The organism is Stenotrophomonas sp. YJH_SMC_120 (assembly GCF_059368675.1).
In genome coordinates, this window is the sequence record NZ_JCAFRY010000017.1 from 16,146 (window position 1) to 37,626 (window position 21,481).

Annotated in this window: 23 protein-coding genes; 9 read left to right on the forward strand and 14 right to left on the reverse strand. The window is 66.5% G+C overall.

All coding sequences use genetic code 11. The features are described from left to right. Positions 1-21: 21 nt before the first annotated feature. From phaC to AC5P60_RS16920, 3 genes are read right to left on the reverse strand one after another with little or no spacing between them, the layout of a single operon-like run. Positions 22-1,089, reverse strand: a complete 1,068-nt coding sequence (gene phaC, locus AC5P60_RS16910; protein WP_483693798.1) for a class III poly(R)-hydroxyalkanoic acid synthase subunit PhaC — start codon at positions 1,087-1,089, stop codon at positions 22-24. Continuing rightward, on the reverse strand, positions 1,086-2,150 hold the full coding sequence (gene phaE / locus AC5P60_RS16915) for a class III poly(R)-hydroxyalkanoic acid synthase subunit PhaE (RefSeq protein WP_088436214.1): 1,065 nt from the start codon (positions 2,148-2,150) through the stop codon (positions 1,086-1,088). The genes phaC and phaE overlap by 4 nt, the downstream gene beginning before the upstream one ends. A gap of 22 nt (positions 2,151-2,172) precedes the next feature. Continuing rightward, a complete protein-coding gene (locus AC5P60_RS16920; RefSeq protein ID WP_014647547.1) occupies positions 2,173-2,787 on the reverse strand; it encodes a CDP-alcohol phosphatidyltransferase family protein in 615 nt (204 codons plus the stop codon). A gap of 343 nt (positions 2,788-3,130) precedes the next feature. Between AC5P60_RS16920 and AC5P60_RS16925 the strand changes: the two genes are divergently transcribed. Next, positions 3,131-3,781, forward strand: a complete 651-nt coding sequence (locus tag AC5P60_RS16925) for a class I SAM-dependent methyltransferase (RefSeq protein ID WP_032966895.1) — start codon at positions 3,131-3,133, stop codon at positions 3,779-3,781. A 607-nt stretch (positions 3,782-4,388) separates the two neighbouring features. Here AC5P60_RS16925 and AC5P60_RS16930 read toward each other — a convergent pair. From AC5P60_RS16930 to ppsR, 5 genes are all read right to left on the reverse strand, one after another. Next, entirely contained in the window at positions 4,389-5,753 is a 1,365-nt protein-coding gene (locus AC5P60_RS16930) for an MATE family efflux transporter (RefSeq protein ID WP_049402529.1), read from the reverse strand. Positions 5,754-5,873: 120 nt separating this feature from the next. Continuing rightward, positions 5,874-6,503 (reverse strand): DUF2239 family protein, encoded by a 630-nt coding sequence (locus tag AC5P60_RS16935; protein ID WP_049402528.1) that lies wholly within the window; start codon positions 6,501-6,503, stop codon positions 5,874-5,876. Positions 6,504-6,665: 162 nt separating this feature from the next. Beyond that, the gene (locus AC5P60_RS16940; protein WP_483693797.1) at positions 6,666-7,154 is read right to left on the reverse strand and encodes an NUDIX hydrolase; all 489 of its coding nucleotides are present in this window, start codon (positions 7,152-7,154) and stop codon (positions 6,666-6,668) included. A gap of 41 nt (positions 7,155-7,195) precedes the next feature. After that, positions 7,196-7,705, reverse strand: coding sequence for a DUF1249 domain-containing protein (locus AC5P60_RS16945; protein ID WP_032966899.1), 510 nt, complete (start codon positions 7,703-7,705; stop codon positions 7,196-7,198). 153 nt (positions 7,706-7,858) lie between these two features. Next, positions 7,859-8,680 (reverse strand): posphoenolpyruvate synthetase regulatory kinase/phosphorylase PpsR, encoded by an 822-nt coding sequence (gene ppsR / locus AC5P60_RS16950; RefSeq protein ID WP_005410097.1) that lies wholly within the window; start codon positions 8,678-8,680, stop codon positions 7,859-7,861. A 144-nt stretch (positions 8,681-8,824) separates the two neighbouring features. Here ppsR and ppsA point away from each other — a divergent pair, with 144 nt between their 5' ends. Together ppsA and AC5P60_RS16960 are read left to right on the forward strand one after the other, a co-directional pair. Then, entirely contained in the window at positions 8,825-11,203 is a 2,379-nt protein-coding gene (gene ppsA / locus AC5P60_RS16955) for a phosphoenolpyruvate synthase (protein ID WP_044570462.1), read from the forward strand. A gap of 144 nt (positions 11,204-11,347) precedes the next feature. Continuing rightward, a complete protein-coding gene (locus AC5P60_RS16960) occupies positions 11,348-12,244 on the forward strand; it encodes a mechanosensitive ion channel family protein (RefSeq protein WP_483693796.1) in 897 nt (298 codons plus the stop codon). Between the two features lie 215 nt (positions 12,245-12,459). Here the strand turns inward: AC5P60_RS16960 and AC5P60_RS16965 are convergent, their stop codons facing one another. From AC5P60_RS16965 to AC5P60_RS16985, 5 genes are all read right to left on the reverse strand, one after another. Beyond that, positions 12,460-13,575 carry an alkene reductase gene (locus AC5P60_RS16965; RefSeq protein ID WP_012480623.1) on the reverse strand — a complete coding sequence of 372 codons (1,116 nt, stop codon included), beginning with the start codon at positions 13,573-13,575 and terminating at the stop codon, positions 12,460-12,462. Positions 13,576-13,714: 139 nt separating this feature from the next. Further along, positions 13,715-14,590: an EcsC family protein gene (locus tag AC5P60_RS16970; protein ID WP_005413826.1), complete on the reverse strand. Its 876-nt coding sequence runs from the start codon at positions 14,588-14,590 to the stop codon at positions 13,715-13,717. Between the two features lie 169 nt (positions 14,591-14,759). Continuing rightward, the gene (gene orn, locus AC5P60_RS16975; protein ID WP_495201787.1) at positions 14,760-15,332 is read right to left on the reverse strand and encodes an oligoribonuclease; all 573 of its coding nucleotides are present in this window, start codon (positions 15,330-15,332) and stop codon (positions 14,760-14,762) included. A 75-nt stretch (positions 15,333-15,407) separates the two neighbouring features. Further along, positions 15,408-15,932, reverse strand: a complete 525-nt coding sequence (gene tadA, locus AC5P60_RS16980; RefSeq protein ID WP_005410103.1) for a tRNA adenosine(34) deaminase TadA — start codon at positions 15,930-15,932, stop codon at positions 15,408-15,410. Between the two features lie 75 nt (positions 15,933-16,007). Next, a complete protein-coding gene (locus AC5P60_RS16985) occupies positions 16,008-16,367 on the reverse strand; it encodes a winged helix-turn-helix transcriptional regulator (protein WP_483693793.1) in 360 nt (119 codons plus the stop codon). 78 nt (positions 16,368-16,445) lie between these two features. Here AC5P60_RS16985 and AC5P60_RS16990 point away from each other — a divergent pair, with 78 nt between their 5' ends. From AC5P60_RS16990 to AC5P60_RS17000, 3 genes are all read left to right on the forward strand, one after another. After that, positions 16,446-17,213 (forward strand): NAD(P)H-dependent oxidoreductase, encoded by a 768-nt coding sequence (locus AC5P60_RS16990; protein ID WP_012480625.1) that lies wholly within the window; start codon positions 16,446-16,448, stop codon positions 17,211-17,213. A gap of 68 nt (positions 17,214-17,281) precedes the next feature. Next, entirely contained in the window at positions 17,282-17,719 is a 438-nt protein-coding gene (locus AC5P60_RS16995) for an acetyltransferase (protein ID WP_012480626.1), read from the forward strand. 56 nt (positions 17,720-17,775) lie between these two features. After that, positions 17,776-17,982, forward strand: coding sequence for a hypothetical protein (locus AC5P60_RS17000; protein WP_005410107.1), 207 nt, complete (start codon positions 17,776-17,778; stop codon positions 17,980-17,982). A gap of 22 nt (positions 17,983-18,004) precedes the next feature. Here the strand turns inward: AC5P60_RS17000 and AC5P60_RS17005 are convergent, their stop codons facing one another. Next, a complete protein-coding gene (locus tag AC5P60_RS17005) occupies positions 18,005-18,511 on the reverse strand; it encodes a GNAT family N-acetyltransferase (RefSeq protein WP_012480627.1) in 507 nt (168 codons plus the stop codon). Positions 18,512-18,785: 274 nt separating this feature from the next. Here AC5P60_RS17005 and AC5P60_RS17010 point away from each other — a divergent pair, with 274 nt between their 5' ends. The 3 genes from AC5P60_RS17010 to AC5P60_RS17020 are packed head-to-tail and all read left to right on the forward strand — an operon-like array spanning position 18,786 to position 21,461. Then, positions 18,786-19,442, forward strand: a complete 657-nt coding sequence (locus AC5P60_RS17010; RefSeq protein ID WP_062607457.1) for a hypothetical protein — start codon at positions 18,786-18,788, stop codon at positions 19,440-19,442. 40 nt (positions 19,443-19,482) lie between these two features. Further along, positions 19,483-20,136 (forward strand): hypothetical protein, encoded by a 654-nt coding sequence (locus AC5P60_RS17015; RefSeq protein WP_012480629.1) that lies wholly within the window; start codon positions 19,483-19,485, stop codon positions 20,134-20,136. Continuing rightward, positions 20,133-21,461: an XVIPCD domain-containing protein gene (locus AC5P60_RS17020; protein WP_005410111.1), complete on the forward strand. Its 1,329-nt coding sequence runs from the start codon at positions 20,133-20,135 to the stop codon at positions 21,459-21,461. Before AC5P60_RS17015 ends, AC5P60_RS17020 begins: the two co-directional genes overlap by 4 nt. Positions 21,462-21,481 lie beyond the last annotated feature (20 nt).

A 21,481-nucleotide genomic window follows, 5' to 3' on the forward strand; every position in this document is an offset into this window, starting at 1 on the left:
TCAGTCGAGCATGGCTCGACTCTACAGATCGCGCGCTTTCAACCAGCCATTGATCGTGGCCGGTACTTCGCGCTGCGCGCGGCCGGACACGTAGATACCAATATGCCCACCACGGAAACTGGACTCGGTGTAGTCGTCCGTGCCCAAACGCCCGCGCATCGCGCGAGAGGCATCCGGTGGCACCAGATGGTCCTGCTCGGCATAGATGTTCAGCACCGGCAGCGTCACCTGCGACAGATCCACCGCTTCCTCGCCGATCCGCACCGTGCAGTTCACCAGCCCATTGCCCTGATAGAACTGCTTGATGAAATCGCGGAACGCCTCGCCCGCCAGGTCCGGTGAATCGAAGATCCACTTCTCCATGCGCAGGAAATCCTCCAGCGCGGCCTTGTCATCGAGGATGTCGAGCAGGCCGACGTACTTCTGCACGTTCAGGCGGAATGGCTTGAGCATCAGGTAACTGGCATTCATCAGGTCGGCCGGGATGTTGCCCAGCGTGTCGACCAGCAGGTCCACGTCCACCTGCCGCGCCCAATGCGAGAGCATGTTGTCAGCCGTCTGGAAGTCGACCGGGGTGACCATGGTGATCAGCTTGCCCAGCTTCTGCCGGCGCAGCGCGGCGTAGCAGAGTGCGAACACGCCGCCCTGGCAGATACCCAGCAGGTCCACCGGGCCACCACTGCGCGCACGCAGCGCATCGACCGCGCCGTCGATGTAGCGCAGCAGGTAGTCCTCCAGGGTCTGGAAGCGTTCGGACCTATCCGGGTAGCCCCAGTCCAGCACGTACACGTCCTGGCCCAGCGCCAGCAGCTTCTGCACCAGCGAACGGTCGGCCTGCAGGTCGACCATGTACGGCCGGTTGACCAGCGCGTAGACGATCAGCAGCGGTGTGCGCCGGGTCGGTGCCTGTTCGCCGACGAAGCGGTACAGCACCACCTTGCCGTCACGCCAGACTTCCTCGCGCGCGGTCACGCCATAGTCCACGTCTTCCACCTGCGGCAGCAGCTTCAGCCCTTCCATCAGCTTGCGCTGCATGGCCAGGGTTTCCTGCATCAGGTCATCGGCGTTGAAGCCCAGCGGTCCTTTCATCGGTCACGCGCCCGAGTGGACGCGCGAGACGCAGCCTTCTTCGCAGACACCTTCTTTGCAGGCGCCTTCTTCGCCGGCGCGGCCTTCTTCGCGGCTTTGCGCGCGGCCGGCTTCACCTTCGCCGGTGCCGGCTGCGACACCGGATCGACCGCGGCGGTCCCCGCCAGCACCGCCACCTGTGCCTGCAGGCGGCGAAGGCTGCGCTCCAGTTCGGCAATACGGCGATGCGCGGCGTCCATCTCGCTGCGGGTCGGCAGGCCGATACGCTCACTCATCTGTTCCACCTCGCGCTGCAGGCCGGCGCGCAGGCGCATCTGCGCGTTGCCCAGCGAGGCGTACACCTGCTGGAACGGTTCGGACATGGCGACCTTGGCGTAGGCCTCCTCGGCCACTTCGATCCACAGGTCGAACATCGCGCGGGCGCTGGTCAACTGGCTGCCGGGCTGTTCGTGCTCGGCCAGACGCTGCTCGAACAACGCGAAGGCCTCGTCCAACGCCTGCCTGATCTGATCAACGTAGGCGCGCGAATGCTGCTGGTACTCCTCCTGCGCCCGCAGCAGCGCCTGCCAGCGCGCCTGGTGCTCGCGGCCGGGGCCGAACGCCGGGCTCTGCAGCCACGGGCCCGCCTGCAGCTGGAACTGCTGCAGCCATGCGGCGAATTCGGGCACGGTGGCGCCGGCGTGGGTGCTGCCACGGGCGCCCTGCAGCATCCACTGCAGCATGCCATCGCCCTGCCCCTGCACCGCCTCGCGCCAGGCCTGGGCCACATCGGCACTGCTGGCGTCGCGGCCGGCAAATCGTGCGGCGACCTCCTGCATGGTGCCGTACCAGCTGCCCGCCTGCTCCCGGAACCGGCGCACGGCATCTTCCGGTGCGCCCTGCGCCTGCTCGGGCAACAGCTGGCCCCACCAGTCGAACAACCGCTGCCAGCTGCCGGGGTCGTCACCGGCGGGTGCGCCGGGCGTGCTCGCATGACGCAGGGCATCGCCCCAGGCGCCGAAGTACTGCCGGGCCAGGGTCTCGAAATCGCTGCTGCCGGCGTCGTGGGCCGAGCTGGTCATTGCAGGCCTCCGCTGGGCTGGCTCATGGCTTGGGGATACGCAGGGTCTTGCTGATCATCAGCGACCCGGACAAGGCGAACAACAGCACCATCGGGTGCAGCTGCCACGGGCCGATCTGCCACTGGCCGAACCAGATGTTCTGGCCGATGGCATCGGTACCGGCGGCAATCGCCAGTACGATCACCAGCACCAGGCTGGTCGGGATCGGGGTGCCCTCGAAATACGTGACCTTGCCCTCGTCGCCGGCCAGCGCCTCGGCAGTGACGTTGTAGCGTGCCAGGCGGCTGACACCGCAGCAGACGAAGTAGCTCAGCACCAGCCAGTCCCAGCCGCCCTGCATGCCGCAGGCATAGGCCAGCGCCGCCGGCGCCACGCCGAAGGAGATCACGTCCGACAGCGAGTCCAGCTCGCGGCCCAGGGTGGAACTGGACTTGCGCCAGCGCGCGATGCGCCCGTCGAGCGCGTCGAAGATGAAGGCCAGCGGGATCAACGCCATGCCGAACAGCAGGTAGCCACGCTCGCCGTCCTGCAGGAAGCGCATCGCGGCAAAGACCGCACCGGTGCCGCAGAAAGCATTGGCCAGGGTGAACCAGTCGGCCAGCTGGAATTCGCGCAGCATCGAGAAGTGACGTTTCATGGGGTCTCACGGAGCATCAAGGCCCACAGGTTACCGCGAGCGCCGCCGCTGGCGACAGCACTGGCAGGACCCGCCTTCACCGCTCCCTCACCTGCCCTCACCAGCGGTGAATTTTTCGCCACCCATCTTGACAGCCTAGGGGGGTGGCGCCTGTCGCGGCTTATCCACAAAGTTGCCCACGCGTAATCCACACCCCCTGTGGACAACCAGATCTCACCGACTGCGACGCTGGACATTTCCTCATCACCCGGAAGCGGGGTTTCCCTACTTCCCAAGCCACAGGGTCGGCGCTATGGTCACCGGCGGACCCGCCGCCGCCACGTCCGAAACTCTGCAACGGACGATGATGATGCTGGATGCTCCCACCCTGGCCGCACAGCTGCGGCAGCCCCACGGCGAGGCCGCGCTGGCGGTGGCCGACTCGATGAACCACAGCAACGGCGCACTCAACCTGGCCGCAATCGGGCTGCTGGCCGTCGGTGCCGGCGAACGGGTCCTGGAGGTCGGCCCGGGCAATGCGGCCTTCGCGCCACTGATGCTGCAGGCCACCGGCAGCCACTATCTGGGCATCGAGCTGTCCACGGCCATGGTCGAGGCCGGCAACCAGCGGCTGGCCGACGCCGGGGTGGCCGAACGTGCGGCGATGCGACACGGCGACGCCCATGCACTGCCGGTCGCCGATGCCGCGATGGATGCCGCGCTGGCGGTCAACACCCTGTACTTCTGGCCGAACCTGGCCCCGGTGCTGGACGAACTGGCGCGGGTGCTGCGCCGGGGCGGCCGCCTGTGCCTGGCCTTCGGCGATGCCAGCTTCATGCGCAGCCTGCCATTCGCCGCCGACTTCCAGCTGCATGAGCTGGACACGGTGGAGCTGGCGCTGCGGGTATCGGGCTTCCGCGTCTCGGCCTGGCGCAGCCACCGCGAATCCGCAGCCGGCAATGACGGCCAGACCCGAGAAAAGCACTTCCACCTGCTGCTGGCACAGCGGCACTGAAGTGGTAGAGCCGGCCGCTGGCCGGCTGCCCCGGCCATTGCGGATTGCCGGCCAGCGGCCGGCACTACCCTGCCTGCACCCGGCCGCCAGCGAGCAAAACAGAACACCTGCATCCGCGCCGGATGCGATCCGTCCGAGTGGTAGAGCCGGCCGCTGGCCGGCTGCTCCGGCCATTGCGGATTGCCGGCCAGCGGCCGGCACTACCCGGCCTGCACCGGTCGCCAGCGAGCAAAACAGAACACCCGCATCCGCGCCGGATGCGATCCGACCGAGTGGTAGAGCCGGGCGCTGGCCGGCTGCTCCGTCCATTGCGGATTGCCGGCCAGCGGCCGGCACTACCCGGCCTGCACCCGGCCGCCAACGAGCAAAACAGAACACCTGCATCCGCGGCGGATGCGATCCGTCCGAGTGGTAGAGCCGGCCGCTGGCCGGCTGCTCCGTCCATTGCGGATTGCCGGCCAGCGGCCGGCACTACCCTGCCTGCGCCCGGCCGCCAGCGAACAAAGCAGAACACCTGCATCCGCGCCGGATGCGATCCGATCGAGTGGTAGAGCCGGCCGCTGGCCGGCTGCTCCGGCCATTGCGGATTGCCGGCCAGCGGCCGGCACTACCCAGCCTGCACCCGGCGCCGCCAATGCGCGAAACAGAACACCTGCATCACCAGCATGGCCAGCAACCCCAGCGGCCATGCCCACCACAGCCCGGCCAGACCGTGCCGGGACTGCAGCCACATCGCCAACGGCAGCTCCAGCAGCAACACGGCAGCCATGCCCAGCAATGCCGGCAACAGCACCGTGCCGCTGCCGCGCATCACTCCGACCAGCACCGCACTGCCTCCCATCGCCAGCACGCCCCACACCACGGTGCGCAACTGCAACGCGGCCAGTTCGCGCACGTCGGTCGCCGCCAGGATCAGGCCGGTCAGCCAGGGCGCCAGCGCCACAACCAGCACCACCACCCCGCTCAGCATCGCCAGTCCAAGCAGCACGCCTGTGCGTGCGATGGCCGGCAGCCGTGCCGTACGCCCCGCGCCCATCGCATGCGCCGCGAGGATGGTGGCAGTGATGCCCAGCGACATCGCCGGCAGCTGCACCCAGCTCATCAACTGGTTGACCGCACCGTAGGCGGCCGTGGCCGTGTAGCCATAGCGGTTGATCCAGCCCAGCAGCACGATTTCGGCAATGGCCAGGCTGAGCATCTGCAACGAAGACGGTATGCCGATGCGCAGCATCGAACGGATCAGCGCTCCATCAAAGCGGATGGCTTGCAGCAACTCATGCCCCGGGGCCAACGGGTGCCCCATCCGCTGCCACCGCCACATCAGCCAGGCCAGGGCCAGCAGCGAGGCGAGCGCCGCCGAGACTGCCGCACTGGCCGCGCCCAGCTGCGGCAGGCCGGCCCAGCCCAGGATCAGCAGCGGCGTGCACAGCAGGCCGACCACTGTGGCCAGCAGCAGCGCATGCAGCGGCGTTCTGGCATCGCCCACCGCACGGCTCACCGCAGTGGCCAGCCACAGCAGGAAGAACACCGGTACCGCCAGCAGCAGGACACGGGCATAGACGATGGATTCGCCGAGGATCGGCGCCGGCGTACCGAGTGCCACCAGCAGCTCTGGAGCGAAACCGCCGCCCACTGCCATCACCAGCACTGACAACAACAGGATCAGTGCCACCGCACTGCCGGCCACCGCGCGAGCCTGTTGCGGCCGGCCCGCGCCCCAGGCCTGGCCGATCAGCACCATCGCACCGGTCGCCAGACCCATTACCAGGGCCAGCAGCAGGAAGAAGACAGGGAAGAACGCTGCGGCGGCGGCCACCGCCTGCGTACCCAGCAGATGGCCGAGGTAGATGTTGTCCAGCGTGCCTGCGGCCAGCTGCAATGCGTTGGTCAGCAGCATCGGCAGCAGCAGGTTCAGATAGGTGTGCCAGAGGGGCGGCGCGACCGGGGGGATGGGATGTGCGGGGGTGTCCATGGGGTTCTCTGGGCAAGGCGCTGCCCTGCCCGGCGTTTCCGCCAGCAAAGCAAGCAAAGGGGAGCGGGCGGCCGTGGCCCGCGATCAGGTGGCGCCGCCGCTCAGCAACGGCGCAGTGGCTCAGCCGTCTGCGTGGTCCGAAGAATCATCGAAGGCCAGGCGCAGGGCGTGATTGCGCACATCCTCGGGCCAGCTGCGCAAGGCCATTTCCAGGCCTGCCCGGTCGTGCGCGAACAGCACACGGATGGCCTCCTCGAAACCCGGGAGGTCTCCGGCGATGGTCTGCAGGAAGTGATAGGCACGCTCGCTGTGGCGGCGCCGCCGGTCCTTGTCGGCACCAGCACGGCTGGCCGCCTCCACCAGCTTGCGCAGCACTACCGAGGCCCCGCCGGGCTGCTCGGCCAGCCACGCCCAGTGGCGGGGCAGCAGGGTCACTTCGCGTGCGACCACGCCCAGCTTGGGGCGGCCGCGGCCACGCGGAGTTGCCGGCGCCTCTTCGGCAGTAGCGTCGGCATCCGCCTCGACGGCGGCGGGAAAGGCTTCGACGACCCGCGCCAGCAGTTCTGCGTCACTGCCGCGCGTATCGAAATCACGGGTGCGGCCGGTAGCGTTGTCGAACACAAGCAGCGGACCGGCAGCGTTGCCGGCACGCAGCTGCTTCAGCGCAAGCGCTGCCACTTCCGGTGTACCGGAAGCGACCAGGCGGTGGCCGTCGAAGCAACTGAAGGGAGGGAGTCGGGACGCAGGCATGGCAATGGCATCGGAGGTGATGCGCGAATATTGCCCGGGTAATTTTCATTCGTCAATATTGCCCGGGTGTTAATGAACCGGAAGAGCGTGCCAACCAAGGTTGGCACCCACCTGGAAGGTTGATCCCCACTCGAAAGATCGCCCCCCTCCCGATTCGCCGGCTTAAAGCCGGCTGTAGGACCAGCTGACCATGCGGCCGTCCTGGTACGGCATCACGCCGTGGAAGGGGCGCGGGTCGGCGTCGAACACCAGCGGCAGGAAGTTGCGGTCGCCCTCCCACATCGGCAGCGTGTCCAGCTTGTCCAGGTCCACCCACCCCAGCGTGCCTTCATGGTTGCCGCCGTGCGGGGTGCCTTCGAAACTGTCGATGACGAACACGAAGCCCAGCCAGTCCTCGCCGTGCTTGCCGAAACCCGGCCAGCTGATGGTGCCGCGCAGGCGCATGCCGGTGCAGTCGATGCCGGCTTCCTCGGCGATCTCGCGGCGCATGCCTGCCGCAACGTCTTCGGTTGGTTCGATCTTGCCGCCCAGCCCGTTGTACTTGCCCAGGTGGTGGTCACCGGGCCGGGTGTTGCGGTGGATCATCAGCACCTGGCGACGATCGGGCGACAGCACGTAGCCCAGGGTGGCGACGATCGGGGTGTACGGCATGGGCAGCATCCAGCGGCAGGTCAGCCGTGGATTATGGCCGATCAGCGCACCAGCGACAGGCGGCGTTCGGCAGCCGCAGTGGCGCCATCAGGATCGCGGCGCAGGGTGGCCACGCCGTGGCCGCGCTCGGCGAGGTATTCCAGCCACTTGCCGAGGAAGGTGTTCATCCGCATGCGGTGGCTGATCAGTTCCGCCGGCGGCGGGTACAGGCCCATGGTGTCCTGCCAGCGGCGGCCGACATAGCAATGGGTGGTTTCGGCCTGGCGCGCGTCACGGTACAGGCGCACGTAGGCCGACGGATCGGGCTCGCCGGTGACCGGGTCGGCCAGGTCGTAGGTCAGCCGCAGCTCCACCGTGTAGCGGTGGCACTCGATCACGTCCAGGCGGACATCCAGGCCGTCGCCGATCGAGGAGATGTAGCTGCCCGCCACCAGTCCGGCCGGTTCGAACAGGCGCACCAGATGGCGATAGTTCTCCGCGTACAGGCCCATGAGCCAGCTCAACCGGCTCAGGCGGGGAATGCGTTCGGTACGGGGCAAGGCTCGGGCCATGGGTCGATCCTACACGTTGGTGCTTCAACGTGGGGGCGTACATGCGCAAGCCAAGCCCTGGGGTAGTGCCGGCCGCTGGCCGGCAGCGCAATATCGCGGCCGAGGGTCCATCGATCAGCCGGCCAGCGGCCGGCTCTACCGGCTCCACCGGAATCAATACAACTCGCGCTGCAGCCCCAGCGTGGCCAGCACCTTGCTGGAAATCTCCTCGATCGAGGTATGGGTGGTGCTCAGCGTCGGGATCCGCTCCATCTGGAACATCACCTCGGCCGCGGCCACCTCGCGCTTGCAGGTCTCCAGGTTGGCGTAGCGCGAGTTCGGGCGGCGCTCCTGGCGGATCTGCTGCAGGCGGTCCGGGTCGATGGTCAGGCCGAACAGCTTGCGCCGGTAATTGCGCAGGCGTGGCGGCAGGCGATCGCTTTCCAGGTCCTCGTCGGTCAGCGGGTAGTTGGCCGCACGCACGCCGTAATGCAGGGCCAGGTAGATGCAGGTGGGCGTCTTGCCGGCGCGCGACACCGCCACCAGGATCACGTCGGCATCGTCGTAGTTCACCGCGATACCGTCATCGTGGGTCAGGGCGAAGTTCATCGCGTTGATGCGGCGGTGGTAGGTGTCGAAGTCGACCATGCCGTGGGCCTGGCCGACCCGGGCCAGGCGCGGGCTGGCCAGTTCACGCTCCAGCGGCTCGATGAACGGCGCGAACACATCCAGCATCAGCGCCCCGCTGTCGGCCAGGATCAGGCTCAGGCTCTGGTCCACGCAGGAGTTCACCACGATCGGCCGGACCTGGTACCGCTCCCCTGCCGCCTGGATCCGGGCACAGGCTTCACGCGCTTTTTCGGGGTCGTCGACAAACGACATGCGGTCGGTAATGAAGCTGAACCCGGAGAACTGGGTGAGCAGGCTATGCCCAATGGTTTCAGCGGTGATACCGGTTCCATCGGAAACGTAGAACACCGGGCGGATGGTCGACATGCGCGCTTTTACCCCCTACGAAGCTTAAAAAGGCCGCCAGCACAAGCTTGTGCCGACAGTGGTCTGCCCGGCATCATATCGGCTTCTTCCTACGGACGCGGCCACTCAGCCCGCCTCGGGCGATGGCCAAACGGAGCATCGCGCTTGAACGAGAACATCCTGTGGTTGCACGAACTGCGTCTGGCCGATCTGGCCCGCGTAGGCGGCAAGAATTCGTCCCTGGGCGAGATGATCGGCAACCTGGCCGGTCTGGGCGTTTCGGTGCCGGGCGGTTATGCCACCACCGCTGAAGCCTTCAAGGACTTCATAGCGCACAACGACCTGTCCAAGCGCATCTTCGACAAGCTGGCCACGCTGGACGTCGAGGACGTCAACGCGCTGACCGCCGCCGGCAAGGAAATCCGCAGCTGGGTGATCGATGCGCCGCTGCAGCCGCAGCTGGACCAGGACATCCGCACCGCCTACGCCAAGCTGAGCGCCGACAACGGCGGCGGCGACGTGGCCGTGGCCGTGCGTTCCTCGGCCACCGCCGAGGATCTGCCGGATGCCTCCTTCGCCGGCCAGCAGGAAACCTTCCTCAACGTCACCGGTGCCGACGATGTCGTGCACAAGGTCAAGGAAGTGTTCGCCTCGCTGTACAACGACCGTGCCATCGCCTACCGCGTCCACCACGGCTTCAAGCATGAGGACGTGTTCCTGTCCGCCGGCGTGCAGCTGATGGTGCGTTCGGGCGTCGGTTCCTCCGGCGTGCTGTTCACCCTGGACACCGAGTCCGGCTTCCGCGACGTGGTGTTCGTCACCTCTTCGTTCGGCCTGGGCGAAATGGTCGTGCAGGGTGCGGTCAATCCGGACGAGTACTACGTCTACAAGCCCACCCTGCAGGCCGGCAAGCCGGCGATCCTGCGCCGCTCGCTCGGCAGCAAGGCGATCCGCATGGTGTATTCGGATGTCCCGGGTGAGCGCGTCAGGATCGAGGACACTCCGGTCGAACTGCGCAACACCTTCTCGATCAGCGACGAGGACGTGCAGGAACTGTCCAAGCAGGCGCTGGTCATCGAAAAGCACTACGGCCGCCCGATGGACATTGAGTGGGCCAAGGACGGTGTCAGCGGCAAGCTGTTCATCGTGCAGGCGCGCCCGGAGACGGTGAAGTCGCGCAGCCACGCCACCCAGATCGAGCGCTTCGCGCTGACCGAAAAGGGCGGCAACGTGCTGGCCGAAGGCCGCGCCGTCGGCGCCAAGATCGGTTCGGGCGTGGCCCGCGTGGTCAAGACGCTGGACGACATGAACCGCGTGCAGCCGGGCGACGTGCTGATCGCCGACATGACCGACCCGGACTGGGAACCGGTGATGAAGCGCGCTTCGGCCATCGTCACCAACCGTGGTGGCCGCACCTGCCACGCCGCGATCATCGCGCGCGAGCTGGGCGTGCCCGCCGTGGTCGGTTCGGGCAACGCCACCAAGGTCATTGAAGATGGCCAGCTGGTCACCGTCAGCTGCGCTGAAGGCGATACCGGGTTCATCTACGAAGGCAAGCTCGGCTTCGAGCGCACCACCACCGATCTGGGCAACATGCCGCCGGCCCCGCTGAAGATCATGATGAACGTGGCCAACCCGGAACGTGCCTTCGACTTCGGCCAGCTGCCGAACGCCGGCATCGGCCTGGCCCGCCTGGAAATGATCATCGCCAGCCACATCGGCATCCACCCGAACGCACTGCTGGAATACGACCGCCAGGACGCGGCGACCAAGAAGAAGATCGATGAGAAGATCGCCGGCTACGGTGATCCGGTCAGCTTCTACGTCGACCGCCTGGCCGAAGGCATCGCCACTCTCACCGCCTCGGTTGCACCGAACCCGGTGATCGTGCGCCTGTCGGACTTCAAGTCCAACGAGTACGCCAACCTGATCGGCGGCAGCAACTACGAGCCGCACGAAGAGAACCCGATGATCGGCTTCCGCGGCGCCAGCCGTTACGTCGACCCGAGCTTCTCGGCCGCCTTCGCGCTGGAGTGCAAGGCCGTGCTGCGCGTGCGCAACGAAATGGGCCTGGACAACCTGTGGGTCATGATTCCGTTCGTGCGCACCCTGGAAGAAGGCCGCAAGGTCGTCGAGGTGCTGGAACAGAACGGCCTGAAGCAGGGCGAGAACGGCCTGAAGATCATCATGATGTGCGAAGTGCCGTCCAACGCACTGCTCGCCGATGAGTTCCTGGAGATCTTCGACGGCTTCTCGATCGGCTCCAACGACCTGACCCAGCTGAGCCTGGGCCTGGACCGCGACTCTTCGATCGTTGCGCACCTGTTCGACGAGCGGAACCCGGCAGTGAAGAAGCTGCTGTCGATGGCGATCAAGGCAGCACGTGCCAAGGGCAAGTACGTTGGCATCTGCGGCCAGGGCCCGTCCGATCACCCGGATCTGGCCGAATGGCTGATGCAGGAAGGCATCGAGTCGGTGTCGCTGAACCCGGACACCGTGGTCGATACCTGGCTGCGCCTGGCCAAGCTGAAGGCCAACGGCTGATGCCGTGATGGCTACAGGCTGACGTCGTGTTCATCGGCGTCGGCCGATACTGCTGCTGCATGCAAGCCCCGCCTCTGCGGGGCTTCGTGTTTCTGGCGTGCACCTGCCCCACGCAGACACCGTTTCTCAGCAAAGGACTTCCGCATGATCGCCGCAGCAGCACCCGCCGCCCCCGCCGCAACGCCCTGGTTCCACTCGCTCGACTGGGAACGCCTGCTGGAAACCTACGGCGTGCCGTTGCTGGCCGCGATCGTGGTGCTGCTGGTGGGCCTGTGGGTGGCACGTCGCTTGTCCAATGCAATGCCGCGCGCCACTGCGCGCATGGGTGTGGACCCGATGCTGGGAAGCTTCCTGCGCAACGTGGTCTATGCCACCTCACTGGTGATCGTGGCGCTGCTGGCCATCGACACACTCGGCGTGAAGATCACTCCGCTGCTGGCCGTGCTCGGCACCGCTGGCCTGGCGGTCGGTCTGGCATTGAAGGATTCGCTGTCCAACATCGCCTCGGGCGTGATGCTGGTGACGCTGCGTCCGTTCCGCGTGGGCGATGTGGTCACCGTGGCCGGCCAGACCGGCACGGTGCGCGAAGTGCGCATCTTCCAGACCGTGCTAACCGGCGCCGACAACCAGCACACCACCATTCCGAACACGCTGATCACCGCCGCGCCGATCATCAACCTCACCGCCGAGCCGACGCGCCGCGTCGAACTGGTGATCGGCATCGGCTACGAAGACAACATCCAGCTGGCACGCGACACCGCGCTGGCGCTGATGAAGGCCGACCCGCGCGTGCTGCAGACCCCCGCACCGGACGTGGTGGTCTACGAGCTGGGCGCACACGCCATCAACCTCGGCATCCGCTGCTACGTGAAGTCGGCCGACTGGTTCGGCACCAAGGTCACGCTGCTGGAGCAGCTGAAGCTGGGCTATGACAGGGCCGGCATCAACATTCCGTACCCGCAGCAGGACATGCACCTGTACCTGCATGGAAAGGATGGCGGTGTGGTCGAGGCCGATGCGCTGGTGCGCGACAAGCCGTGATCCGGCAGTGGAATGCCGGCCAGCGGCCGGCACTACCCCTCGCCGCCTGACTGAAATGCCGGCCAGCGGCCGGCACTACCCCCCTCGCCGCCTGACTGAAATGCCGGCCAGCGGCCGGCACTCCCCCCCTCGCCGCCTGACTGAAATGCCGGCCAGCGGCCGGCACTACCCCTCGCCCACTGGCAGTGCCGGCCGCTGGCCGGCAGCCTCCAGAATCAGGCAGCGACGCTCTCTTCCAGCGCCGGGTAATCAGTGAAACCCTCCGCACCACCGCCAAAGAACGTGGCGCGATCCGGCGGATTCAGCGTCGCACCCGTACGCAGGCGCTCGGGCAGATCCGGGTTGGCGATGAACGGCCGGCCGAAGCCGATCAGGTCAGCCCAGCCTTCGGCCAGTGCCTGCTCGGCGCGCTCGGCGGTGTACTTGCCGGCGTAGATCAGCGTACCCGGGTAGACCATGCGCAGCGCCTGCTTGAACGCCACCGGCATCGGCGGTGCATCGTCCCAGTCGGCCTCGGCAATGTGCAGGTAGCCCACCCCCATCTCACCGAGCAGGTGTGCGGCAGCCAGATAGGTCGCCTGCGGCGTATCGTCCACCGCCCCCTGCAGCGTAGTCAGCGGCGCCAGGCGCACGCCCACACGCTCGCCACCGGCAACCTCGACCACCGCCTGCACCACCTCGCGCAGGAAACGCAGGCGATTCTGCAGTGAGCCGCCGTAGGCATCGGTGCGCTGGTTGGCCTGCGAATCGATGAACTGGTTGATCAGGTAGCCGTTGGCGCCGTGCAGTTCCACACCATCAAATCCCGCGGCCAGCGCATTGCGCGCAGCCTGCGCGTAATCGGCGACGATGCCCGGAATCTCGTCCTCGCGCAGCGCGCGCGGCATCGAGTGCTGGATCATCTCGCCCACACCGGCTTCGGGACCCGCCCCAGTCGGGTCGACGAACACTTTCACGCCTTCGGCGAGCAATGCCGAGGAAGACACCGGCGCCGCGCCATCGGGCTGCAGGGCCACATGCGAGACACGGCCGACGTGCCACAGCTGGGCGTAGATGCGGCCACCGGCGGCGTGCACCGCATCGGTCACCTGCCGCCAGCCCTGCACCTGCTCGGCACTGTGGATGCCCGGGGTCCAGGCATAGCCCTGGCCCTGCTGGCTGATCTGGGTACCTTCGCTGACGATCAGGCCGGCGCTGGCGCGTTGCGCATAGTAGGCGGCCATTTCCGCGGTGGCGACGTTGCCATCGGCGGCGCGCGAGCGGGTCATCGGCGGCATCACGATGCGGTTGGGCAGCGTCAACGCGCCCAGGCGGTGGGGGGTGAACATCATGGCGGCAATCTCTTGCGGGGGGAGTGCCGCAAAGGATGGGGATGCCGGCTGCCAGGCAACAGGCATGCACTGGCAAAACAATTGTTCCCTCGAGGCAAGGATCACCCGCCACTAGGGCTCATCCACGCATGGCGTGGCTCTACTCCAGCCTTGGCTCGATCCTTACCGCACCATGCGCCACGCGGTCATAGCAGGCGCGCACCACATCCTCACCGTACTTGCGCTCCAGCCGGCGCACGATGAAGTGGCCGCGCGCCATGTCCTGGTAGTAGTCGGTGAACATGGTATTGAGTGTTGCACCGGCGGCAGCACCGACGATCGGCACCGCCTGTGCGGCGAATTTCTCGGTGACCACCACGCCGAAGCGCGCCGCCACCTTTTCCACCATCTTCGCCAGCAGCTTTCCAGCTTCCTTCGGTGCCACGCCCAGGGTCAGGTCGCGGCCGGTCACCACACGCCCAGCCAGTTCGGCCGAAAGATGCCGCATCACGTCGGTGGTGAAGCCTCGGGCCAGGTAGTAGCCGGTCTCGCTGGCGTCGTCGCGCGGCGAGTTGCCACCGAGCGCGAACACCTCCAGGCACGCCTGCCGGGTGCTGAACTCGGACAGGTCGAAGCCCTCGCTGCGGGCCACGTCGGCCACGGCGCGCATCATGATGGTGGTCGACACCGGCAGTTCGATGAACAAGGCCGCGAAACCAAAGGCCCCGCCGACCGCGCCCGAGGTGGCTGCCGCCAGCTTGTGCCAGCGGGTGGACGCTCCCTTGCCGGGCGAGTTGTCCATGCTCCACAGCGCCGCCTGTGCGGACTTGGACAGCGCCGCCTGCACCGCACCGTGTATGCGGCCGGAGACCGCCTTGGGCAGCGCCTTCACCGCGAACTCCAGCGGCGTGCCGACCAGATTGGCCATGCGCGCGGTGAGGGTCGGCGCTTCCAGCAGGGCCACCGCCCGCTGCAGGTCGGACCAGTCGCGGGCGTCGTGGGCAATGTCGCGGGGAAGCAGGATGGGCTCGTTCATGGCGCCGATCTTAGCGCCGGGGAGTTGAACGGTTCGTCGCGAGGCACGACAGAGGGGTCAGAGCCCTTGCCGCGGGAAGGGGTTCGGCCCCGACGCCTTGCCGGCCAGCGGCCGGCACTACCAGTTCGCGTGTCACCCGGTAGCGCCGGGCCTTGCCCGGCGTTGTTGTTCAGGCCGTGGGCAAGCCCGACAGCGCGCCCATGAACTGGCGGTAATGGCGCAGCTCGGCGATCGAGTCGTGCACGTCGCTCAGCGCGGTGTGGTTGCCGTTCTTGCCGACGCCGGCGGCCACGCTCGGCGCCCAGCGCTTGGCCAGTTCCTTCACCGTGGACACGTCCAGGTTGCGGTAATGGAAGTACTTCTCCAGGCGCGGCATCTGGCGGTGCAGGAAGCGGCGATCCTGGCAGATCGAGTTGCCGCACATCGGCGAAAGACCGGCCGGGATCCACTGCGCCAGGAAGTTCACCATCTGCGCCTCGGCCTGGCCGAGGGTGGTGGTGCTGTCCACCACGCGCTGCCACAGGCCCGAACGACGATGCTGGTTGCGGTTCCACTCGTCCATCGCCTCCAGCGTTTCCAGCGGATGATGGATGGCGAATTCCGGACCTTCGGCCAGTACGTTCAGCTGGGCGTCGGTGACCACGGTGGCGATCTCGATGATCGAATCGTTGTCGGTGTCCAACCCGGTCATTTCCAGGTCGATCCAGATCAGTCGTTCGTTGGCCGCGCCGGTGTCCGCCATTGTGTCGCCTCGTTGCTGGGCAGGCGCGCGGCCTACCGGTGAAGGAAAGAGGCGCCCATCATACCCGTTCGCCCCTCAGCCCTCGCCGACGTGGTCTTCCAGCAGCAGCGGCGGCTTGCCACGCTTGGCGCGGAAATAATTGGTCAGGCGCGTACTGGCTTCCTTGGCCAGCACCCCGCCGTGGATCTCGACCCGGTGGTTGTGGCGGGCATCGCCGAGCAGGTCGAACACGCTGCCGCACGCACCGGTCTTGGGGTCGCTGGCGCCGTAGACCAGGCGCGAAACGCGCGCATGCACGATCGCCATCGCGCACATCGCGCACGGCTCCAAGGTCACGTACAGCGTGCTGCCAAGCAGGCGATGGTTGGCCAGCAGCTTTCCACCGGCCCGCATGGCCACGATCTCGGCATGCGCACTGGGGTCATGCGAGGCAATGTTGAGGTTCCAGCCCTCGCCCAGCAGCTGGCCGTCGGCGCCCACCAGCACCGCCCCGACCGGAATCTCGTCGAACTCACGCTGCGCGCGCTCGGCCAGGGCCAGTGCATGGCGCATCCAGTGTTCATCGGCGTCGTGCACCGGTACACCCAGGACATCGGTCATGGCGGTTCTCGCTTTTCAACTGGGCCAGGATGGCCGCCGGGGGCGCATTGTACGCCCGGGACCGTGCAGGCGCCGCTAGCGCGCGTCGAAGCGCTCGCGGGCCGCATCGAGCGCCGGGAAGTTGTGCTCGGCCCAGCGATCCAGGGCGGACAGCGTCTCGACCAGGCCGCGCGCGACCTCGGTCAGGCGGTACTCCACATGCAGTGGTCTGCTGCCCCGGTCACACCGCTCGACCAGCCCATTGCGCTCCAGCTGGCGCAGGGTCTGGGTCAGCACCTTCTGCGAGATGCCTTCGATCTTCCGCAGCAACGCGCCGTTGCGAAGCGGGCCCTGCGCCAATGCCGGCAGCAGCAGCATCACCCACTTGCCTGAAATCAGCGCAAGCGCATCGCGTGCCGAACAGTCGGCGGCATAGACATCCCCGGGAAAGGCCATGGTTACCTCAAGGTGCGTAATTGCCGGCGCATGCCGGCACCGCGAGGATGGTCGCACACTCGTCGAACACCTCGCCCCATGCGCGCCCTGATCCTGCTTGCCCACCCCGAGCCCCGCTCCTTCAATGCACATCTGGCCGCTCAGGCCGCCGAGCAGCTGCGGCATGACGCGCTGCAGGTGGACGTGGTCGACCTGTATGCGGAGGGCTTCGATCCGCTGGAAGCGGCTGAACACCATCCGCATCGCCTGCATCCCGGCCACTTCGACGCCCAACGCGAACAGCGGCACAGCGCCGAGCAGGGCCAGCTGCCCGTCGATGTGCAACATCACCTGCAACTGCTGCGGGCCGCAGACCTGCTGATCCTGCAGTTCCCGCTGTGGTGGTTCGCGGCGCCGGCCATCCTGAAGGGCTGGCTGGACCGCGTACTGGTGTACGGGCCGATGTACAACAGCCGCCTGCGTCACGAGCACGGAGCGATGCGCGGCAAGCGTGCGTTGCTGAGCGTCACCACCGGCTCATCGGCACGGGCCTGCGCAGTCGACGGCCGCGAGGGAGATACCCGGTTGCTGCTGTGGCCCTTGATGTACAGCCTGCGCTACGTCGGCTTCGACGTGATGGAACCGCACGTGGTGCACGGCGTGCGTTCCGGGCTGGCACCGGAGCGCGTGCTGGCCCACGACGAGGCACTGGCTGCAGCAACCCACCACTACCGCGAACGCCTGGCGCAATGGCCGCAGTGGCCCACCGTGCCCTTCAACGACAGCAGCGATTTCGAGGACGGCATTGCGCTGCGCGCGGAGGCCACTACCTACAGCCCCTTCATCCGCCATCGCAACGCCGGATGAATCCACATCTGCGCGCTGGATCGGGACGCGCCATACTACGCACTCTTTGCAAGCACCTTGGCGAACCCATGACCACCCTCCGCCCCTCTCGCGCCGACGACGGCGCCGCTCTTGTCGACCTCTGGCGCCGCGCCGTCGACGCCACCCACGACTTCCTCAGTGCCGAAGACCGCCAGGCCATCGATGCCGAAGTCGCCGGTTTCCTGCCGCAGGCGCCGATGACCGTTGCTGTCGATGCGCAGGATCGGCCGCTGGGCTTCATGCTGATCGATGGCACGCACATGGAAGCGCTGTTCATCGATCCGGACGTACGTGGCACCGGCATCGGCCGGCAACTGCTGCAGCACGCTCTGACCCAGCATCCGCAGCTGAGTACTGACGTCAACGAACAGAACGCACAGGCCGTCGGCTTCTACCTGCGCATGGGCTTCGTCGAAACCGGACGTTCACCGCTGGATTCGCAAGGCCGTCCGTATCCGCTGATCCACCTTCGGCACAACGGCTGACATCCGTCGGCAGCAGCCACGTGCTAGCGTGGCTGCTTTCGACCAAGGAATGCCGCATGGATGGTGCAAAAGCCCTGTTGACCCTGTTTGCGCTGGGCATCAGCCTGGTCTGGATCCTGGTGCCGTTCGCCATCTTCGCCGTGCGCAACCTGCTGCGTGAAGTACTGGTCGAGCAGCGCCGTACCAATGAACTGCTTGAACACATCGGCGGTTACCGCATTCCGAAGCCGCAACCCGAACCGACCGTCTGGCGCGCGCCCTGAGCAGAAACGTGCCAGGCCCGGATCAGGCCGTCGCCTCGAAGGCCGGTGAGTACTGCACTTCGCCCTGTGCCAACGGAGGCTGCAGGCAAAGTGCCTGGAAGTACTCCGGCGGCACACCCGGCAGCACCAGGCCCGGCTCGGCACAGAAGCCGAAGCGACCGTAATAGGCCGGCTCGCCCAGCAATACACAGCCATGTGCGCCCTGCTGACGCAGTGCTTCAAGTGCGGCATGCATCAGGGCCGCACCGATGCCCTGCCCCTGCCAGGCGGGCAATACCGAAATCGGCCCCAGGCCAAACCAGCCCGTGCTGCCATCGCTGATCGTCACCGGCGACACCGCCACATGGCCGATCACCTTCCCGTCCATCTCGGCCACCAGCGAAACGCTCAGCTCCCCGCGCGCGCGCAGGGCGTCGACGATGAACTGCTCGGTACGGCTGCTGTGCGCAGCGTTCCGGAACGCGGCCTCGGTGAGTGCATGGAGGGTGGCGTGATCATCAATGGCTTCGGCACGGATGGTGTAGTTCATGGCGTAATGCTCGCTTGCGTGAGAGTCGCGTGAATTGGCGACCGTTGTCACAAATTGACGGCGAAATGTCGAACGCGAAGCGCAATCGCCTGGCCGACCCCGAATCGCCTGTGCCGCAATCGATTCGGCGACGCTCCCGAACGCTGAATGCGTCAAAATTCCGTCGCGGACACCTTGCCGTAGCTGGCGCCAAGTTTCCAGAACACTCCATAATCGATAAACCTGTCACCAGGGAAGGATATATGGACACGGACGCACGATGCAGGATGCCGCCATGGATGTAGCCACGCCGACACGCGATGGACGCCATCTGGTACCGATGGGCCTCTTGATGGCGCTGACGGCCTGCTCGCCTTACGCGGACGCAGAGCGTGACGTCGCCGCAGGTGGACGCGGCCTGGCCAAGCTCAACCCGTCGCCGCAGCAGGGCTACGAGCTGGTGCTGACACTGAAGGATGCCCCCGGTCCCTTCGCGGTGGTCGAGGGCGTTGCCCAGTACGACGTCAGCAACCACAGGGACTGCGGCCGGGTCCTGTGGGCGACCGGTACCGCCAGCCGTATCACCAGCCAGGAGTTGGTGGAACTACACAAGGTCGACGAGAACGAATACCGCGGTACGTTCTACCTCGACCGCATGCAGGACGAGGATTACTACGGGCGTGGCGTCTGCCATTGGACGTTGACGGGTGTCGGTGCGATGTTGCGCGCTACGACCGGCGAGGCGGATACGCGATTCCTTACGTTCGTCGACAAGGAGCGCATGGAGAGCGACTCACCTCTTACGCTTTATTACCCAAACCTTATCTATCCGCGCGCCGACACTGTCGCCAACTTTGGCGCCAGTGGCGAGGAAGATCCGTCGGGGTACAGCGAAGATCTGCGCGACGCGCTGTTCTCAACCACCACCACTGTGCAGAAGCTCGTGCCATGAGCTGCCAGTTCAACAACCCCTACCCTCAAGGAGGCCGACATTGCGCCACAAGATGATTCCGTGCCTTGCTCTGCTTCTATTGACCGCCTGCAACCCGGAGACCGCCATGAACCAGGAACGTGCCGCTGCTGAAGCCGATGTCGCCCAGGGCGGGCGCGGCCTCGCCAAGCTCAACCCCACCCCGCGCAAGGCCTATGAGCTGGTGCTGCGCCTGAAGGATGCCCCCGGCGATTTCGCACTGGTCAAGGGCGTAGCGCAGTACGACGTCACCAACGAGGATCAGTGCGGCCACATCGAGCCGGCCACCGGCACAGCTGCACGTATCACCAGCCAGGAACCGGTGGAGCTGCGCAAGGTCGCTGAGGGCGAGTACCGCGGCACGCTATATGTGGACCGCATGCTGGATGAGGACTACTACGGTCGTGGCGTCTGCAAGTGGGAGTTCACCGGTGCCGGGGCAATGCTGAAGGCGACGGGTGCCGAAGAAGAGACCCGCTTCCTCACCTTCGTCGACGCCAAGCCGCTGACCGAAGGTGGCGCCCATACGCTCTACTATCCGGATCTGGTCTATCCGAAGGCAGATCGCGTTCCCAACTTCCCAGCCAGTGGCGAGCCCGATCGCAGCAACTACGCCGCTGATCTGCAGGACAAGCTGTTTACGATCACCCTCTCCGCAAGTGAGGTCGCGCCGTGACCATCACCTCTCAGGACTACGCCGCGTTATCCAATGACGCCTACAAGGATCGGGCCGTCGGCCGACGTGAACCCGGCCAAGAAGAAAAAGTCACGTTAAACGGCCATGAGTACAAGATACTTGAGCATGTCAACAATCGTCTCAACGGCTATCAGGGCACCGTCTATCAGCGCGTAGACACCAAAGAGATCGTCATTGCGCATCGTGGCACCGAGCAGATCGCTCGCGATGCGATTCTGACCGACGGCGGCATGGTGGTTGCGCGCACCAACGTGCAGGCGCCTGACGCGATTGCTTTGACACAGAGGACGCTCGAAGGCGCCGCGCTTCAATCCCGCTTGAACGGTGTGCCCGCGCCCCAGGTCACCGTCACCGGTCACTCCCTCGGCGGCGCTCTTGCCCAGATCACCTCGCACCACTTCAACGTCAAGGGCGAGACATTCAATGCCTACGGCGCGGTCAGCCTCAGCTACCGCATTCCGGAAGGCGGCAACACCATGATCAACCACGTCATGGCCTCCGATCCGGTCAGCGCCGCGTCACCGCATTTCGGCCAGGTACGCATCTATGCCAAGCCCGACGAGATCAAGACGCTCGCGGCAAACGGCTTCAGCAATCACGCCCTGCGTGATCTGATTCCGGACCGGCCGATCATTGCGGCGACCAGCTCGTTCGGCGCGCACAAACTGGGCAACTTCCTCAACGAAGGCTCGGTGCTGAAGCACCCCGAAACGCAGAAGCTGGCGAAAGACAACGCCAAGATGATCGAGGAGTATCGCGACGACGTCGAGTCACTGCGTCGCGGCGTCACCCGCGCTGCACGCGGCATCCCGGGCGGCGCCATCGATCTGTACGACCACATCCGCGGCCCGCTGCAGCCCGGTGAACCGGCACGCCGCGAAGCGGAGAAGAATGGCCATCACACCAGCATGCTGCGCATGGACGATGCCAACCATCTGGGCAACCCGCTGTTCAACGACGCGATTCGCGGCGTGCACGCACATGACGTGCGCGTTGGCCGCGTGCCGGACGTGATGAGTACGCAGCTGGCGGGCAGCCTGGCGGCGGAGATGCACGCTGCAGGCGGCAAGCGCATCGACGAAGTGGTGATGAACGCCGATGCCTCGCGCAGCTTCGCCGTGCAGGGCCAGGGCGGTGACCCCGCCCACCTTCGCGTGTCGGTGGATACGGCAGTGGCGATGAACACGCCGCTGGAACAGAGCAGCCAGCGCATCGACCAGCAGGCTGCAGGCCAGCGCCTTGCGCTGGAGCGCGACCAACAGCTGGAACAGCAGCAGCATCAGACCCGCAGCCTGCAGGCCTGATGGACAGCGCGGGAGCCGGT